The 15465-nt window shown below is 62.5% G+C and carries 17 protein-coding genes; 3 read left to right on the top strand and 14 right to left on the bottom strand.

Features of this window, described 5'->3' with window-relative positions; genetic code table 11:
• Positions 1–58 precede the first annotated feature (58 nt).
• Positions 59–289 (top strand): PP0621 family protein, encoded by a 231-nt coding sequence (locus tag DCO48_RS04325; RefSeq protein ID WP_116549386.1) that lies wholly within the window; start codon positions 59–61, stop codon positions 287–289.
• A 31-nt stretch (positions 290–320) separates the two neighbouring features.
• On the opposite strand, the gene thiO is transcribed toward DCO48_RS04325, so the two are convergent.
• Genes thiO through DCO48_RS04300 form a run of 5 tightly spaced genes read right to left on the bottom strand, consistent with a single transcriptional unit; the run spans position 321 to position 3091 of the window.
• Positions 321–1418, bottom strand: coding sequence for a glycine oxidase ThiO (thiO, locus tag DCO48_RS04320; protein ID WP_116549385.1), 1098 nt, complete (start codon positions 1416–1418; stop codon positions 321–323).
• A gap of 29 nt (positions 1419–1447) precedes the next feature.
• Positions 1448–1837, bottom strand: a complete 390-nt coding sequence (locus tag DCO48_RS04315) for a type IV pilin protein (protein WP_256583968.1) — start codon at positions 1835–1837, stop codon at positions 1448–1450.
• A gap of 32 nt (positions 1838–1869) precedes the next feature.
• The gene (locus tag DCO48_RS04310) at positions 1870–2262 is read right to left on the bottom strand and encodes a PilX N-terminal domain-containing pilus assembly protein (protein WP_116549383.1); all 393 of its coding nucleotides are present in this window, start codon (positions 2260–2262) and stop codon (positions 1870–1872) included.
• Positions 2259–2906: a PilW family protein gene (locus DCO48_RS04305; protein ID WP_116549382.1), complete on the bottom strand. Its 648-nt coding sequence runs from the start codon at positions 2904–2906 to the stop codon at positions 2259–2261. Before DCO48_RS04305 ends, DCO48_RS04310 begins: the two co-directional genes overlap by 4 nt.
• Positions 2903–3091, bottom strand: coding sequence for a prepilin-type N-terminal cleavage/methylation domain-containing protein (locus tag DCO48_RS04300; protein ID WP_116549381.1), 189 nt, complete (start codon positions 3089–3091; stop codon positions 2903–2905). Before DCO48_RS04300 ends, DCO48_RS04305 begins: the two co-directional genes overlap by 4 nt.
• A gap of 107 nt (positions 3092–3198) precedes the next feature.
• Here DCO48_RS04300 and DCO48_RS04295 point away from each other — a divergent pair, with 107 nt between their 5' ends.
• Positions 3199–3699: a GspH/FimT family protein gene (locus DCO48_RS04295; RefSeq protein WP_116549380.1), complete on the top strand. Its 501-nt coding sequence runs from the start codon at positions 3199–3201 to the stop codon at positions 3697–3699.
• Here the strand turns inward: DCO48_RS04295 and ispH are convergent.
• The 6 genes from ispH to murJ form a co-directional block, all read right to left on the bottom strand.
• Positions 3688–4635, bottom strand: coding sequence for a 4-hydroxy-3-methylbut-2-enyl diphosphate reductase (gene ispH / locus DCO48_RS04290; RefSeq protein ID WP_116549379.1), 948 nt, complete (start codon positions 4633–4635; stop codon positions 3688–3690). The genes DCO48_RS04295 and ispH overlap by 12 nt on opposite strands.
• Positions 4636–4649: 14 nt before the next feature.
• A complete protein-coding gene (gene fkpB, locus DCO48_RS04285; RefSeq protein ID WP_116549378.1) occupies positions 4650–5087 on the bottom strand; it encodes an FKBP-type peptidyl-prolyl cis-trans isomerase in 438 nt (145 codons plus the stop codon).
• Positions 5080–5595: a signal peptidase II gene (lspA, locus tag DCO48_RS04280; protein WP_116549377.1), complete on the bottom strand. Its 516-nt coding sequence runs from the start codon at positions 5593–5595 to the stop codon at positions 5080–5082. Before lspA ends, fkpB begins: the two co-directional genes overlap by 8 nt.
• On the bottom strand, positions 5588–8419 hold the full coding sequence (gene ileS, locus DCO48_RS04275) for an isoleucine--tRNA ligase (protein ID WP_116549376.1): 2832 nt from the start codon (positions 8417–8419) through the stop codon (positions 5588–5590). The genes lspA and ileS overlap by 8 nt, the downstream gene beginning before the upstream one ends.
• The gene (ribF, locus tag DCO48_RS04270) at positions 8416–9366 is read right to left on the bottom strand and encodes a bifunctional riboflavin kinase/FAD synthetase (protein ID WP_116549375.1); all 951 of its coding nucleotides are present in this window, start codon (positions 9364–9366) and stop codon (positions 8416–8418) included. Before ribF ends, ileS begins: the two co-directional genes overlap by 4 nt.
• A 118-nt stretch (positions 9367–9484) precedes the next feature.
• Positions 9485–11023: a murein biosynthesis integral membrane protein MurJ gene (murJ, locus tag DCO48_RS04265; protein WP_116549374.1), complete on the bottom strand. Its 1539-nt coding sequence runs from the start codon at positions 11021–11023 to the stop codon at positions 9485–9487.
• A 250-nt stretch (positions 11024–11273) separates the two neighbouring features.
• Between murJ and rpsT the strand changes: the two genes are divergently transcribed.
• Positions 11274–11546: a 30S ribosomal protein S20 gene (gene rpsT / locus DCO48_RS04255; RefSeq protein WP_116549373.1), complete on the top strand. Its 273-nt coding sequence runs from the start codon at positions 11274–11276 to the stop codon at positions 11544–11546.
• 155 nt (positions 11547–11701) lie between these two features.
• On the opposite strand, the gene DCO48_RS04250 is transcribed toward rpsT, so the two are convergent.
• The 3 genes from DCO48_RS04250 to DCO48_RS04240 are packed head-to-tail and all read right to left on the bottom strand — an operon-like array spanning position 11702 to position 15264.
• Entirely contained in the window at positions 11702–14002 is a 2301-nt protein-coding gene (locus DCO48_RS04250; protein WP_116549372.1) for a PqiB family protein, read from the bottom strand.
• The gene (locus DCO48_RS04245) at positions 13995–14618 is read right to left on the bottom strand and encodes a paraquat-inducible protein A (RefSeq protein WP_116549371.1); all 624 of its coding nucleotides are present in this window, start codon (positions 14616–14618) and stop codon (positions 13995–13997) included. The genes DCO48_RS04250 and DCO48_RS04245 overlap by 8 nt, the downstream gene beginning before the upstream one ends.
• A complete protein-coding gene (locus tag DCO48_RS04240; protein WP_116549370.1) occupies positions 14605–15264 on the bottom strand; it encodes a paraquat-inducible protein A in 660 nt (219 codons plus the stop codon). The genes DCO48_RS04245 and DCO48_RS04240 overlap by 14 nt, the downstream gene beginning before the upstream one ends.
• Positions 15265–15465: the final 201 nt, after the last annotated feature.

Genomic DNA, 15465 nt, shown 5'->3' with positions numbered 1-15465 from the left:
TGGCCGCGTTTCGTCCAGGGCCTAAACTGGCGGCATTTCCCTGACTAAGCTGGATGCCATGGTTCGTCTACTGTTCTGGATCGCTCTGATTGCCGCTGCTTTCTGGCTGTGGCGCAAGTTCAAGGCCAGCAATAGCGCTGACTCGTCTGCAACGCTGGACGACCCGTTGAAGATGGTGCGCTGCGCGCATTGCGGGGTGCACTTGCCAAATGACCGGGCGTTGCACCGCGGCAATCAGTGGTACTGCAGCTCGGCGCACCTGCAACAGGGGCCGAGCGACAAGCGCTAGATTTGAGGGACGGTGTGCCGGCGATCAGCCATTACCGCAAACGCCCGCCTGGCGCATAAGGCGCCGGATCGATAATCGGCTCACGCCCCAGCAACAAATCGGCAAACAACTGGCACGAAGCCGGCGCCAGCACCAGGCCATTGCGGTAATGCCCGCAGTTTAGCCACAGCCCCTGCCAGCCCGGCACCTCGCCGATGTACGGCAGCCCCTCCGGCGACCCCGGCCGCAGCCCGGCCCAGTGCCCGACCGGAGTGGCTTCAGCCAGCGCCGGCAACAACTCCACTGCCGAAGCCTTGAGGCTCTCCAGCGCATCGGCGGTCGGCGTCTTGTCGTAGCCGGTATGCTCCAGCGTACTGCCAATCAGAATGTGCCCATCGCGCCGCGGTATCGCATAACGGCCTTTGGCCAGGACCATACTCGGCAGGAAGTCCTCGGCACACTTGAACAGGATCATCTGCCCCTTCACCGGCACCACCGGCAGGGTCAGGCCCAGCGGACGCAGCAGGTCGCCGCTCCAGGCCCCCGCCGTGAGTACCACCTGGTCGGCAGCGATCCGTCCGTCGGCGGTCTCCACTCCGGTAATTCGCTCGCCTTCGCGGCTGAAACCGCTGATCGCGCAGTGCTCCCGCAAGGTGACATTCGGCAGTGCCAGCAACGCCGCCTTCAGCGACTTGACCAGCCGCGGGTTGCGCACGTTGGCCACCCCGGCCATGTAGATCGCGCGGCTGAAGCCCGCCCCCAGTACTGGCACGGCAGCATACGCCTGCTCGATCGGCACCGCGCTCAGCGGCCGCCCTTCGCGCACGGCCCAGGCCAGCGCCTCGGCTTCGTCGTCCAGGTCCAGCCAGTACAGGCCGGTGGTGTGCACTTCAGGATCGACCCCGGTGCTGGCCAATAGCCGCGCGCCGAGCTGTGGATAAAAATCCTGCGACCAGTGCGCCAGCGCCGTTACCGCCGGGCTGTAACGCCAAGGGTACAGCGGCGAGACAATGCCGCCGCCAGCCCAGGACGACTCCTGGCCAACCTCGCCCTTATCGCAAAGCACGACCTGCTCGACATCGGCCGCCAGGTTGAACGCAGTCAGCAGGCCGATCACCCCACCGCCGACAATCACTACTTGCTTGGTCATCTGTAGATCCAGTACCCGAATGAAAATCTTCAACTGCCCCAGCACTTCAGCCCGTCGCTGGCCAGCGCCTGTGGATTGCTGCGCAGGCCACGCTGGTCGAGCTCGAAATCGCCGCACGGGTCATCCGCCATCAGGCTGCTGGCGCGGCGCACGGCCGTGAGGGTGAAGCCCTCGGCGTGGCGCGCAGCCGTGAGGCTGTAATGATCGGTGCCTGGCGGTAATGGCGTCGCAACCGCCGCGCTGTCGGCATAGCTGCCGGTACGGGCGTAGTGGCGTTGCAGATGGTGCGCGCTTTCGAACAGCAACCCGGCAATTTCCGTGCGCGCGGCCTTTCGGACCTGTTCGCTGTAGCTGGGGTAGGCAATGCTCGCCAGCATGCCGACCACCGCCACGACAATCAACAGTTCAATCAGCGACATACCTTTTGGTCTAACCTGCATCGCCTGCCCTCCTAGCGAATTTGCCGCCAGGCGATACGCCGGGCCGCCAGCCCCGGCGCGTCCAGCGGCCGGGCAAAGAAACTTTCCAGCACCACCTGCGCATGGCCAGCGGTGACCCGGTACAGTGCAGCGGATACCCCATCGGGCAAACCGAGCGCCAGATCGCTCACGCCCAGGTAGTCCACGCGGAAGCCGGGCCCTGCCAGCAGCGCGCCGGCAGTGCTCGCCTCGCCCGCCAACAAGGCCGCCTCGGCGTTCTCGAAGGCCTGCAGGGCCGCCGCCTGGTTGCCGACGATTCGCGCCTGGACGGCCGCGCTGTGCATCGCCGAGAGCCCGAGCACGCCAAGGATCAGTACCAGCACCAGGCTGGCCAGCAGCACGATACCGCGTTGCCGGCCACTCACCCTGGCACCCGATTACGCAAGGTACTGCTCAGGCGATAAGTCTGCGGGCGCACCCGCTGTTGCGGATCGCTCAGCGTCAACTCAAGGTGAATGCTCGCCGGTTCGACCCGCACGGCCAGCGTATCGACATCCTCGATCAGTACCGCGCTGCTGCCGCCACTGCTGAGCAGCAGTTGGCGGTCCGCGACCCGGTAGGTCTGCCGACGTATCGCGAAGGCATACTCGCCCGGCCCGGGCACCTGTTCACCGGCATACACCCGGGCGAAGCCAAGGCAGTCGGTGACGACGGTCCATGTCGGCGCCCCGCTCGCTGCCGGCTCGCTGACCAGCAGGGACAAGCTGCGCAGGCTGCCATCGCTGCGGCTTTCAAGCCGCAGCGGCTCGCGGAAAGCCGCGGTGCTGGTCGCGTCGCTGAACTGGGTGGCCTCTGTGCGCAGGCAACCGAACATGCCACTGGCACGGATATCCCGCGAGATCCGCAGCAGCGCCAGCCGCGCATCGTCCTGCAAGCGCGCAGCCACCGTCTGCGCCTGCCAGGTTTTCACCGCCGTCACGAACAGCCGACTACCTGCCAGCAGTACAATCAGCCCCAGGCCCAGGGCGAGCAAAGCCTCGACCAGGCCAAAACCGCGCTGACCGGTCATGACGCGCGGGCCTTTTCCAGCGCCGTTTGCTGCCTGTAGATCGCCTGGCTGTCGTACAACGCCTGCTCGGTAGCCTGCAAGGCCCGCCATTGCAGCGTGGCCGAGCCGAACAGGCCCAGCGCCAGCACCACCAGCGCTACCAGTACTTCGATCAATGTCATGCCCTGCTCTGCCGTCCTGGCCATGTTCGCCTCCTGCGAAATTTCCTCTGGATCTCTCCAACCCCGCCGACTGGACAGCCATGCGCGGGGCCCTGAACCTGAAGCGAAGCACTTCCAGGGAGGGATGCACGATGAAGCAACAGGGCGTAACACTGATTCAACTGGTCGCGGCCTTGGCGCTGCTGATGCTGCTGACACAGCTCGGCCTACCGGCCTACAACGCCATGAGCCAGGACCTACTGCGTCAGGCCCTGGCCGAACAACTGGCCCAGACCCTGCGCAGCGCGCGCAGTGAGGCGTTGCTGCGCAATCAGGTGGTCAGCGTGGAGGCTCGGGCGGGTAACTGGAGCAGCGGCTGGCGCGTGCTGCTGGAAGCGCACGGCGGTGAACTGTTACACGAGGTTGCCCTGCACGGGCAGGTGCCGATTGTCGGCAATCAGCCCGTAGCGCGGCAGGTGCGCTTCAGCGGTTTGGGTGTTGCCGTGCAGGCCGGTGGGGCGTTCCAGGCCGGGACCCTGCATGTGTGCCAGGGCCCCGGTCGGAGCGTGTATCAGGTCGTGCTGGCGCGCACCGGACGCGTCAGCCTGCGCCAGGCATCAAGCGCGCAAGCACTGTGCGGCTCAGATCAGTGAACGAACCCGCAGCTCTTTGGGCATCGAGAAGGTGATGTTCTCTTCGCGCCCGTCCAGTTCTTCGGCGCCAGTTGCACCCCAGGCCTGGAGCTGCTGGATAACGCCACGCACCAGCACTTCCGGTGCCGAAGCACCGGCCGTGATACCGATGCGCTGGACACCGTCGAACCAGCTTTGCTGCAGGTCTTCGGCGCCGTCGATCAGGTAGGCCGGGGTGGCCATGCGCTCCGCCAGCTCGCGCAGGCGGTTGGAGTTGGAGCTGTTCGGGCTGCCCACCACCAGCACCACGTCGCATTCGTCGGCCAGTTGCTTGACCGCATCCTGACGGTTTTGCGTGGCGTAGCAAATGTCGTCCTTGCGCGGCCCGCCAATGCTCGGGAAACGCGAACGCAGGGCATCGATCACCCGGCTGGTATCATCCATCGACAGCGTGGTCTGGGTCACGAAGGCCAACCGCTCGGGGTTACGCACCTCGAGGTTGGCAACGTCTTCCTCATCTTCGACCAGGTAGATCGCGCCGCCATTGCCGGCATCGTACTGGCCCATGGTGCCTTCCACTTCCGGGTGACCGGCGTGCCCGATGAGGATGCACTCCTTACCGTCGCGGCTGTAGCGCGCCACTTCGATATGCACTTTGGTCACCAGCGGGCAAGTCGCGTCGAACACCTTCAGGCCGCGCCCCGCCGCTTCCTGACGCACGGCCTGGGAAACACCGTGAGCACTGAAGATGACGATGACATCGTCCGGCACCTGATCCAGCTCCTCGACGAAGATTGCCCCGCGCGCGCGCAGGTCTTCGACGACAAACTTGTTGTGCACCACTTCGTGGCGCACATAGATCGGCGGGCCGAAGACTTCCAGCGCGCGGTTGACGATTTCGATCGCCCGGTCCACACCGGCACAGAAGCCACGGGGGTTGGCGAGTTTGATCTGCATGGGAGACTCCAGGCTCACAGGGCCTTGACCGCGAGGATTTCCACCTCGAAGCTCAAGGTCTTGCCGGCCAGCGGATGGTTGAAGTCGATGGTCACCTGGGCATCGTCGAACGCTTTCACCACACCTGGCAATTCGGCGTTGGCGGCATCGTTGAAGATCACCAGCAGGCCCTCGGACAACTCCATGTCCTGGAACTGCGAACGTGGCATGACCTGCACGTTCTGCGGGTTCGGCTGACCGAAGGCGTTCTCCGGGGCCACGCTGACGGTGCGCTTGTCACCGGCCTTGAAGCCGAACAGGGCCGCTTCGAAGCCCGGCAGCAGGTTGCCGTCGCCTACCTTGAACACCGCTGGCGCCTTGTCGAAGGTACTGTCGACAGTGTCACCGTTTTCCAGGTGCAGCGCGAAGTGCAGGGTGACTTCGGTGTTCTGACCAATACGCGATTCAGTCATGGACGGGCTCTCCGGACTTTTTACTCTTGAACATGTCCAGCGCAAGCATTACCGCACCCACGCTAATGGCGCTGTCGGCCAGGTTGAAGGCCGGGAAATACCAGCGGTTCTGCCAGTGCACGAGGATGAAGTCGATCACATGGCCGAGCACGATACGGTCGTACAGGTTGCCCAGCGCGCCGCCCAGCACCAGCGCCAGCGCAACCGCCAGCCAGGTGTCGTCGCGCCCCAGGCGCTTGAGCCAGACCACCAGCACGGCACTGACCACCAGGGCGATCAGGGCGAACAACCAGCGCTGCCAGCCCCCGCTGTCGGCCAGGAAGCTGAACGCTGCGCCGGAGTTGTAGGCGAGGGTCCAGCTGAAGTAATCGGGGATCACCACGATCTGCTGGTACAGGCTCAGCGAGCCTTCGAAGTAGAACTTGCTGGCCTGGTCGAGGACCAGGACCAGCAGGCTCAACCACAGCCAGCCAAGGCGCCCGAAGCGCCCCACTGCAGGGTTAGGCATAGTGACGCACCTCGCCCTTGCCACTGATGTTGTCGGCACATCGGGCACAGATTTCCGGGTGCTCCGGGTTCGAGCCGACGTCGGCGCGGAAATGCCAGCAACGGCCGCACTTGGCGTGGCCGGACTTGACCACTTTCAACTTCAGGCCAGGCACTTCGGTTTCGACCGCATCGGCCGGGGCCGCCGCGAACGGCGCCACCGCAGCCGCAGAAGTGATCAGCACGAAGCGCAGCTCGTCGCCCAGCTTGTTCAGGTCAGCGCTCAGGGCGTCGTCGGCGAACAGGGTGACTTCGGCACTCAGGTTGCCACCGATGGCCTTGGCCGCACGCTGAATTTCCAGTTCCTTGTTGACCGCAGCTTTGGCCGCCATGACGCGTTCCCAGTACTCACGCCCCAGCTCGAAGCCTTCCGGCAGTTCGGCCAGACCTTCGTACCAGGTATTGAGCATCACCGACTCGTTGCGCTCGCCCGGCAGGTACTGCCACAGCTCATCGGCGGTGAACGCCAGGATCGGCGCGATCCAGCGCACCAGCGCCTCGCTGATGTGGTACAGCGCGGTCTGGCAGGAACGCCGGGCAACACTGTTGGTGCCGGTGGTGTACTGACGGTCCTTGATGATGTCCAGGTAGAAGCCACCCAGCTCCTGCACGCAGAAGTTGTGGATCTTCGAGTAGACGTTCCAGAAACGGTATTCGCCGTAGTGCTCTTCCAGCTCGCGCTGCAGCAGCAGGGTACGATCGACGGCCCAGCGGTCGAGTGCCAGCATGTCTTCGGCCGGCAGCAGGTCGCGCGCCGGTTCGAAGCCGGAGAGGTTCGACAGGAGGAAGCGCGCGGTGTTGCGGATACGCCGGTAGGCGTCGGCGCTGCGTTGCAGAATCTGGTCGGAAACCGCCATTTCACCGGAGTAGTCAGTGGCCGAGACCCACAGGCGCATGATGTCGGCGCCCAGGGTGTCGTTGACCTTCTGCGGCTCGATGGTGTTACCCAGCGACTTGGACATCTTGCGACCGTTCTCGTCGACAGTGAAGCCGTGGGTCAGCAGTTCGCGGTACGGCGCGTGGCCATCGATGGCGCAGCCGGTGAGCAGCGAGGAATGGAACCAGCCGCGGTGCTGGTCGGAACCTTCCAGGTACAGGTCGGCACGCGGGCCCTGCTCGTGGCCGATGTTGTGCGAACCGCGCAACACGTGCCAGTGGGTGGTACCGGAGTCGAACCAGACGTCGAGGGTGTCGGTGATCTTGTCGTACTGGCCGGCTTCGTCGCCGAGCAGTTCGGCAGCGTCCATCTTGAACCAGGCTTCGATGCCTTCCTGTTCGACGCGCTTGGCCACTGCTTCCATCAGCTCGACGGTGCGCGGGTGCAGCTCGCCGGTTTGCTTGTCGAGGAAGAACGGAATCGGCACACCCCAGTTGCGTTGACGCGAGATGCACCAGTCTGGGCGGTTGGCGATCATCGAATGCAGGCGCGCCTGGCCCCAGGCCGGCACGAACTTGGTGTCTTCGACTGCCTTGATGGCACGCTCACGCAGGGTGTCGCCGGTGTCCGGCTGCTTGTCCATGCCGACGAACCACTGCGCAGTGGCGCGGTAGATCAGCGGGGTCTTGTGGCGCCAGCAGTGCATGTAGCTGTGGTTGATGGTTTCGCTGAACATCAGCGCGCCGACTTCGGCGAGTTTCTCGACGATCAGCGGGTTGGCCTTCCAGATGAACTGGCCGCCGAAGAACTCCAGCGAATCGACGTAGACACCATTGCTCTGCACCGGCGTGAGGATGTCGTCGTTGACCATGCCGTAGCGCTTGCAGGTGACGAAGTCGTCTTCACCATAGGCCGGGGCGGAGTGAACCACACCGGTACCGGCGCCCAACTCGACATACTCGGCCAGGTAGACCGGCGACAGGCGGTCGTAGAGCGGGTGACGGAAGTTGATCAGCTCAAGCGCCGAGCCGGGTGCCGTGGCGATCACCGAACCTTCCAGCGAGAAGCGCTTCAGGCTCGACTCGACCAGTTCTTCGGCGATGACCAGCAGACGGCTGCCGACGTCGACCAGGGCGTAGGTGAACTCAGGGTGGACGTTCAGCGCCTGGTTAGCCGGAATGGTCCACGGCGTGGTGGTCCAGATCACGATGGCGGCCGGCTTGCTCAGCGCGTCCAGGCCGAAGGCGCTGGCCAGCTTGCTGTCGTCGACGATCGGGAAGGCCACGTCGATGGCCTGGGAGTCCTTGTCGGCATACTCGACTTCTGCTTCGGCCAGGGCCGAACCGCAGTTGAAGCACCAGTTGACCGGCTTCAGGCCCTTGAACACGAAACCGTGCTTGACCATCTCGGCCAGGGCGCGGATTTCGCCGGCCTCGTTGGCGAAGTTCATGGTCTTGTACGGGTTGTCCCAGTCGCCCAGTACGCCCAGACGGATGAACTCGGTCTTCTGCCCTTCGATCTGCTCGGCGGCATAGGCACGGCACAGCTCGCGGGTTTTGTCCGCGCTCAGGCCCTTGCCGTGGGTGACTTCGACCTTGTGCTCGATCGGCAGGCCGTGGCAATCCCAGCCCGGGACGTAAGGCGCGTCAAAACCGGACAGGGTCTTGGAGCGAATGATCATGTCCTTGAGAATCTTGTTGAGCGCGTGACCGATGTGGATCTTGCCGTTGGCATAGGGCGGGCCGTCGTGCAGCACGAACTTCGGACGATCCTTGCCAATTTCGCGCAGCTTCTGGTACAGGCCAATGCTGTCCCAGCGCTGCAAAATCTGCGGTTCGCGCTGTGGCAGGCCGGCCTTCATGGGGAAGGCGGTGTCCGGAAGGTTTAGCGTGGCTTTATAGTCGGTCATTTCAGGCTCTTCGTTAGCGGTTGAGCGTGCCAATGGGCACGTGCGGCGGCGATATCCGCATCGATCGCCGACTTCAGCGCCTCAAGGGAGGCGAATCGCTGCTCATCGCGCAGCTTGTGGTGGAACTCCACCGTCAGACGCCGGCCATATAAATCGCCGGCAAAATCCAGGAGATGCACTTCCAGGTGGGCACTGCCATCACCGGAAACGGTCGGCCGCACGCCAATGTTGGCGACGCCTGGCCAGGTTTTGCCATCGACTTCTACACTGACCAGGTAAACCCCGGTGAGCGGCACGCGATGGCGCTTGAGTTGTATGTTGGCCGTCGGCGTACCCAGTTGGCGGGCCAGCTTCTGCCCGTGCAGCACACGACCGCGGATGCGGAACGGACGCCCCAGCAGGCGTTCGGCCAGGGCGAAATCGGCCTTGGCCAGGGCATCGCGAACCTGGGTGCTGCTGACCCGCAGGCCATCGAGCTGGACGGTTTGCGCCGCCTCGACGCTAAAGCCCTGGCTCAACCCGGCCTGCTGAAGGAATTCAAAATCGCCAACCCGGTCGCAACCGAAGCGAAAGTCGTCACCGACTTCCAGGTGCTTCACGCCCAGGCCGTCGACCAGGATGGTGTCGACGAACTCGGCGGCACTGAGCTTGCTCAGGCGCTGGTTGAAAGCCAGGCACAGGACCCGATCGACGCCCTCGGCCGCCAGCAGGGCGACTTTGTCGCGCAGCCGGGCCAGACGTGCCGGAGCCGTTTCCGGGGCAAAGTATTCGCGCGGTTGTGGCTCGAAAATCACCACGCAGCTGGGCACGCCCAGCTCGACCGCTCGCTCACGCAAACGCGCCAGGATAGCCTGGTGTCCACGGTGAACACCGTCGAAGTTGCCGATAGTAGCAACACAGCCCCGGTGCTGGGGGCGAAGGTTGTGAAGGCCTCGAACCAGCTGCATAACGCGCTTCTTGCTCATAAAGTGGTCGATTATAACCACACCCGGGCGCCGACGACAGGCAGCAGCACGCTGCCAGGCCGTCGAAAACACAAAACCGACGCCTGGCGGGCCACTGCTGTCAGTGCAGCGCCTTGCGGGCGAAGTCCCGAGGGCGGAAACCGAAGAGGAACAGCGCCCCAAAATAGGTCACAACGCCGGCACCGATCAACAGCCCCAGACGCAGGAAACGTTCCAACATGTGACCTTGCTCCCACGCAGGCATGTAATGCATGCCTGCCAGCAGCACAGCCGACATCAACAGTACGGCCACGATCAACTTGCCAAGGAACTTGCCCCAGCCTGGTTGCGGCTCGAACAGTTGCTGTTGACGCAGCTTCCAGTACAGCAGGCCAGCGTTCAGGCAGGCACCGACGCTGATCGCCAAGGCCAGCCCGGCGTGCTGCAGGTGGCCGATGAAGGCCAGGTTGAGCAACTGCGTGGTCACCAGGGTGAAGATTGCGATCTTTACCGGGGTTCGGATGTTCTGCTGGGCATAGAAGCCCGGAGCCAGCACCTTGACCATGATGATGCCCAGCAGCCCGACCGAATAGGCGATCAACGCGCGCTGGGTCATCGCCGCGTCGAAGGCGCTGAACTTGCCGTACTGGAACAGCGCGACGGTCAATGGCTCAGCCAGGATCGCCAAGGCCAGCATGCACGGCAATACCAGCAAGAAGCACAGCCGCAGCCCCCAGTCGAGGATCCGCGAATACTCGTGGCGGTCCTTGTTGGCGTAGGTCTTGGCCAGGGTTGGCAGCAGGATAGTGCCCAAGGCCACGCCGAGCACCCCGGACGGCAGCTCCATCAGGCGGTCGGCGTAGTACATCCATGACACCGAGCCGGCCACCAGGAAGGAGGCGAAGATGGTGTTGATGATCAACGAAATCTGGCTGACCGAGACCCCGAGGATCGCCGGCAGCATCTGTTTGAGCACTCGCCACACGCCGCTGTCGCGCAGGTTCAGGCGTGGCAGCACGAGCATGCCGATCTTCTTCAGGTGCGGCAGCTGGTACAGCAACTGCAACAGGCCACCGACCAGTACGGCCCAGCCCAGGGCCATGACCGGTGGATCGAAATACGGCGTAAGGAACAGGGCGAAGAAGATCATCGCCACGTTGAGCAGTGTCGGCACGAAGGCCGGCACCGAGAAGCGGTTCCAGGTATTGAGGATGGCCCCAGCCAGCGACGACAGCGAGATCAGCAATATATAAGGAAAGGTGACGCGCAGCAGGTCGGTGGTCAGCTGGAATTTTTCCGCGCTGTCGACGAAACCTGGCGCCGTGACCCACACCACCCAAGGCGCAGCGAGGATCCCGAGCAGCGTCACGACCGCCAGCACCAGGGTCAGCAGACCGGCTACGTAGGCAACGAACGTGCGTGTGGCTTCCTCGCCCTGCTGGCTTTTGTATTCGGCCAGGATTGGCACAAATGCCTGGGAAAACGCGCCTTCGGCGAAGATCCGCCGCAGCAGGTTGGGCAATTTGAAGGCGATGAAGAAGGCGTCGGTGGCGACCCCGGCGCCGAAAATACGCGCGAGGATGGTGTCGCGGACGAAGCCCAGCACCCGCGACACCATGGTGATGGAACTGACTGCGGCCAGGGATTTTAGGAGGTTCATCGAAAGTTTTTTATGCCATATGGATGAAGGAGAGCCGAAACCCGTCCAAGTATGCGATACTCCGCCGCGCAAAACAGGCAGAGCAAAAACTCCCGAGTTTACAGGTCGTGCGTCAGAAGGGAATCACCCTGACCGAAGCAATGACCACTCAGCGGAACCGCTCAAGCACTCTTGACAACCGATGAACTCATCGGCATGATTCGCGGCCTATTTTGTTTGCTATTTACCAAGTCTTTCGAGGAGCTCGACGGTGGCCAACTCACCTTCCGCCAAAAAACGTGCAAAACAGGCTGAGAAGCGTCGCAGCCACAACGCCAGCCTGCGTTCCATGGTTCGCACCTACATCAAGAATGTAGTTAAAGCCATCGACGCAAAAGACGCCGAAAAAGCGCAAGCTGCTTACATCCTGGCTGTGCCAGTTATCGACCGTATGGCCGATAAAGGCATCATCCACAAGAACAAGGCTGCTCGCCATAAAGGCCGTCTGAATGGCCACATCAAGGCGCTGAAAGAAGCTGCCTAAGCGACACGCTTGTTAAAAGACCGACCCTAGGGTCGGTTTTTTATTGCCTGCGATTTATCGAGGTTGTAGGTGCCCGCCCTGCCGGCGATCCCCCTCACTGCTGCTATCGCCGTACAGGCCGCCTCCACAAGAGGCGACCTGTACGGTTTAACCTGTTACTTGCCGATCTGGATCTTCGGTGCCCACTGCAGCCATTCATCCTCGGCCTTGTCGAACAGGGCGAAGGTCTGCTGCGGCCGGGCCTGGTTGCCCATCTTCTCGCCGTCCGGCGTGGCAAAGGCAATGCCGCCCTCGATCAGCGTCTCAAGCGATTCGGTACGCACCGTAGCCCCCTTGAACAGACCGAAGTCGAAACCGAAGCCGCTGCTGTTCCAGAACCGGCTGCCACCACGCACCAGCGCCGCATAGCGTGGCTCGATGAGGATGTGGATAAGTACCCGATCTGCCGTCTGCCCCAGCTCGTATCCGGTCACCTTGCCCACTGCTATTTCACGGTAGGTCACCGGCACACCCGGCTTGATCGAGCCACGTCGCGCCGCACTCAGGGTCAATGCCAGGCCTTCTTCACGCTCGGCAGAATCCGGCGCTTTCGGCAGCGCGACGAAGCTGCGTTGCGGGCCGATGTTCTTGCTGGCCGGCAGCACCTCCAGGTATTGCCCGGTAACCAGGGTCTCCAGGTTGGCCGTCTTGACGATACCCAGCTCCGGCTTCACCACCCAGAACTGAGTCCCTTCGCGCGCAATACGCTCCGGCACTTCGGTGATCCGCGCCTTGAGCAGTACCGATTGCAGGTCGGCGCTCAGATCGACTGCTTCCACCTTACCGATATCCAGGCCCTTGAAGCGAATCGGCGTACCGGCCTTGAGACCATCGGCACGCTCCACCTTGATAGTGATCGGCGTACCGATCTGATTGGCCGCCTCCTGGTTCTCATGCAGACGGAAGCGCGGGATATGCCGCTTGAGCGGTACGTTAGGCCGCGGCGTATCGAAGGCGATGCCACCGGCCATCAGGCTTTGCAGCGATTCGCTCTTGATCTGGATACCCGACAAGCCACCGGTAAGGGTGATGCCGCTGGCGTTCCAGAAGCGCGTCGAACCGTTGACCAGATTCTCGTACTCCTTCTCGATGTGCACACCGATCAGCAGACGGTTCTGCTTTCTGGAGAACTGGTAGCTCTGCACCGTGCCGACTTTCACCTGGCGATAGAGAATCGGGCTGCCGACCTCCAGCGAGCCAAGGTTGTCGCTGAACAACACCAGGTGCAGACCCGGGGCTTTCAGGTCCAGTGGCGGCGCCTTGGCCCGCGCCTCGAACTCACGCTGTGGCGAAGCGCCCTTGTCGCCGGGGCGAATGGCGATGTAGTTACCTTTGACCAGCGCTTCCAGGCCCGTGATACCGGCCAGGGAAATCGACGGCTTGACCACCCAGAACTGCGTACCATCAACCAGATAGTCTTCAGCGAGCGGGTCGAGGGTCAGCTCAGCCATGGCACTGGTCAGGTCCGAATCGACCTTGAGGGTCTTCAACGAGCCGACCTGAATGCCTTTGTACATCACCGGCGTGCGCCCCGCCTGCAGACCTTCGAAGTCAGTGAGCTTGACCTTGACCTTGATCCCGGCCTGAGCCGCATCGAAGTCCTCGAACAGCCGGAACGGCAGGCTCGGGTCGGTGGGCGGACTGTCCTTGCGGTGCTCGGGTGTGGCGAAGGCGATACCGCCGGCAACGATACTGGCCAGCGACTCGCTGCGCACCTTCACGCCCGATAGGTTGGCGTCAATGCTGATACCGCTGGCGTTCCAAAAGCGCGTGTGTTTGCGCACCAGCGAGGCATAAGCCGGCGCGATGAACACCTTGATCTCGACAGTGCCCTGGTCTTCGGCCAGGCGGTAGCTTTTCACCCGACCTACCTGGATCTGCTTGTAGAACACCGGACTGTCACGGTCCAGCGAACCTAGACGGTCGGCTTTGAGGGTAAGGTGCAGACCAGGCTCGCTATCCGACAACGGCGGCGCCTCGGAGAGCGCCTTGAAGCGCTTGGTCGGCTCACCCTCCCCTGGGCTCACGGCAATGTAGTTACCGGAAACCAGCGTCTCAAGCCCGGTGATACCGGCCAGCGACACGCTCGGCTTGACCAGCCAGAAGCGCGTGCCGGTGCGCAGGTGCGAGTCGGCAGCCTGGGTCATCTCGATGGTGGCAATGACCCCGGTATTGCTGCCCTTGTCGTCGAGCACGAGGCTTTTGACCTTGCCGACCGACATACCTTTGTAGAAGACCTCGGTCTTGTTGGCGACGATACCTTCACCGCTGCTGAAGCGCACCTCGATGTTTACACCAGAATCCCGGTAAGCCTGCCATCCCAGCCAACCACCGATGATCAGGGCAATCAGGGGCAATATCCAGATCGCCGACCAATTGGAGGCTGGGCGGGTTTTAGCCGTAGGCAAATCACTCATGGTCGTCATCCGACTCCGTGTTATCCCAAATCAGTCGGGGATCAAAAGTTACTGCAGCGAGCATCGTCAGAATCACCACACTGGCGAAAGCGACGGCGCCCAGATTGGCTTCGACACTGGCAATCCGCCCGAAATTCACCACGGCCACCAGGATGGCAATAACGAAGATATCGAGCATGGACCAGCGTCCAATGAATTCGATGAAACGGTACATCAGGATTCGCTGACGCGCGGACAGCGGCTGATGACGCTGTACCGAATACAGCAGCAGGGCAATACCGACCAGCTTGAACGTCGGCACCAGGATACTGGCGATAAACACCACTGCCGCGATCGGCAGCATCCCGTGCTTCATCAGGGTGATGACGCCGGACATGATCGTGTCCGGGCTGCCCTGCCCCAGCGTACTGACCGTCATGATCGGCAGCACATTGGCGGGGATATACAGGATGGCCGACGTGAGCAACAAGGCCCAGGTGCGCATCAGGCTGTTCGGCCGCCGCGGATGCACGGCGGCGCCACAGCGCGTGCAGGTCTGCTCGCTGGCGTCCGGCTCCTGGCGATTGAGCTCATGGCACTCGCCGCAGATCATTATCCCCGCATCAATCGCCCGCATGGACGTCTTCTCCCGACAACGCCAGCCAAATCTGATGCGGCGACATCACCACCTCAAGCCAGACCTGGACCAGCAATAAACTGATGAAGCAGAGCAAACCAAGACCCAGGCTAAGGTCGGCCAGGTCGACCAATTTGACAATGGCGACCAGTACCCCCATCAGGTAGACCTCAAGCATGCCCCAGTCACGCAAGTGATGGTAAATGCGATACAGCAGCAAGCCATAGCTGCGACCGATATCCAGGCGAATACTCAGCAATACCGCCAACTGACACAGCAACTTGAGCAGCGGAATGGCCATGCTGCAGAGGAACACCACAACGGCGATACCAGCCATGCCACTGTTATACAGCCCAAGCACGCCACTCCAGACGGTATCGTTGGCATTCTGGCCCAACAGGTGGAGCTGCATGATCGGTAAGAAGTTCGCCGGCACGTAGAGCAACAACGCCGCCAGCACCAGTGCCAGGCTGCGGTCGATCACATTGTGTCGATGGGCATAGAGCTCGTAGCCACAGCGCGGGCACTGAGCCTTTTCATCACGCTTGAGCTCAGGCTTGCGCATCAGCAGGTCGCACTCGTGGCACGCTACCAACTGGTCTAACGGCAGATCCACCAGCGGGGAAGATTCGACAGGGTCGGGCATAGAGGGGTTCTGAGTTAAACGTCGGGCTCTATTCTAGTGCTCCTGCTCGAATTGTGGGAGCACAACCAAAGACAGGGCCACTGAAGATTTTCTGGCATAAAAACAAAACCCCTACCTGCTTAGCAGATAGGGGTTTCGGAATTTAATCTTGACGATGACCTACTCTCACATGGGGAAACCCCACACTACCATCGGCGATGC

This window comes from Pseudomonas sp. SDI (assembly GCF_003105155.1).
GTDB lineage: Bacteria > Pseudomonadota > Gammaproteobacteria > Pseudomonadales > Pseudomonadaceae > Aquipseudomonas.
Note: the sequence above shows the minus strand (reverse complement) of the source record. Positions and strands in the feature narration are given on the sequence as shown.

Excerpts from the sequence above, each read along its gene's own strand:
- DCO48_RS04325 (WP_116549386.1), top strand. The coding sequence starts at position 59 with ATGGTTCGTCTACTGTTCTGGATCGCTCTGATTGCCGCTGCTTTCTGG.
- thiO (WP_116549385.1), bottom strand. The coding sequence starts at position 1,418 with ATGACCAAGCAAGTAGTGATTGTCGGCGGTGGGGTGATCGGCCTGCTG.
- DCO48_RS04315 (WP_256583968.1), bottom strand. The coding sequence starts at position 1,837 with ATGTCGCTGATTGAACTGTTGATTGTCGTGGCGGTGGTCGGCATGCTG.
- DCO48_RS04305 (WP_116549382.1), bottom strand. The coding sequence starts at position 2,906 with ATGACCGGTCAGCGCGGTTTTGGCCTGGTCGAGGCTTTGCTCGCCCTG.
- DCO48_RS04300 (WP_116549381.1), bottom strand. The coding sequence starts at position 3,091 with ATGGCCAGGACGGCAGAGCAGGGCATGACATTGATCGAAGTACTGGTA.
- DCO48_RS04295 (WP_116549380.1), top strand. The coding sequence starts at position 3,199 with ATGAAGCAACAGGGCGTAACACTGATTCAACTGGTCGCGGCCTTGGCG.
- ispH (WP_116549379.1), bottom strand. The coding sequence starts at position 4,635 with ATGCAGATCAAACTCGCCAACCCCCGTGGCTTCTGTGCCGGTGTGGAC.
- fkpB (WP_116549378.1), bottom strand. The coding sequence starts at position 5,087 with ATGACTGAATCGCGTATTGGTCAGAACACCGAAGTCACCCTGCACTTC.
- lspA (WP_116549377.1), bottom strand. The coding sequence starts at position 5,595 with ATGCCTAACCCTGCAGTGGGGCGCTTCGGGCGCCTTGGCTGGCTGTGG.
- ileS (WP_116549376.1), bottom strand. The coding sequence starts at position 8,419 with ATGACCGACTATAAAGCCACGCTAAACCTTCCGGACACCGCCTTCCCC.
- ribF (WP_116549375.1), bottom strand. The coding sequence starts at position 9,366 with ATGCAGCTGGTTCGAGGCCTTCACAACCTTCGCCCCCAGCACCGGGGC.
- murJ (WP_116549374.1), bottom strand. The coding sequence starts at position 11,023 with ATGAACCTCCTAAAATCCCTGGCCGCAGTCAGTTCCATCACCATGGTG.
- DCO48_RS04250 (WP_116549372.1), bottom strand. The coding sequence starts at position 14,002 with ATGAGTGATTTGCCTACGGCTAAAACCCGCCCAGCCTCCAATTGGTCG.
- DCO48_RS04245 (WP_116549371.1), bottom strand. The coding sequence starts at position 14,618 with ATGCGGGCGATTGATGCGGGGATAATGATCTGCGGCGAGTGCCATGAG.
- DCO48_RS04240 (WP_116549370.1), bottom strand. The coding sequence starts at position 15,264 with ATGCCCGACCCTGTCGAATCTTCCCCGCTGGTGGATCTGCCGTTAGAC.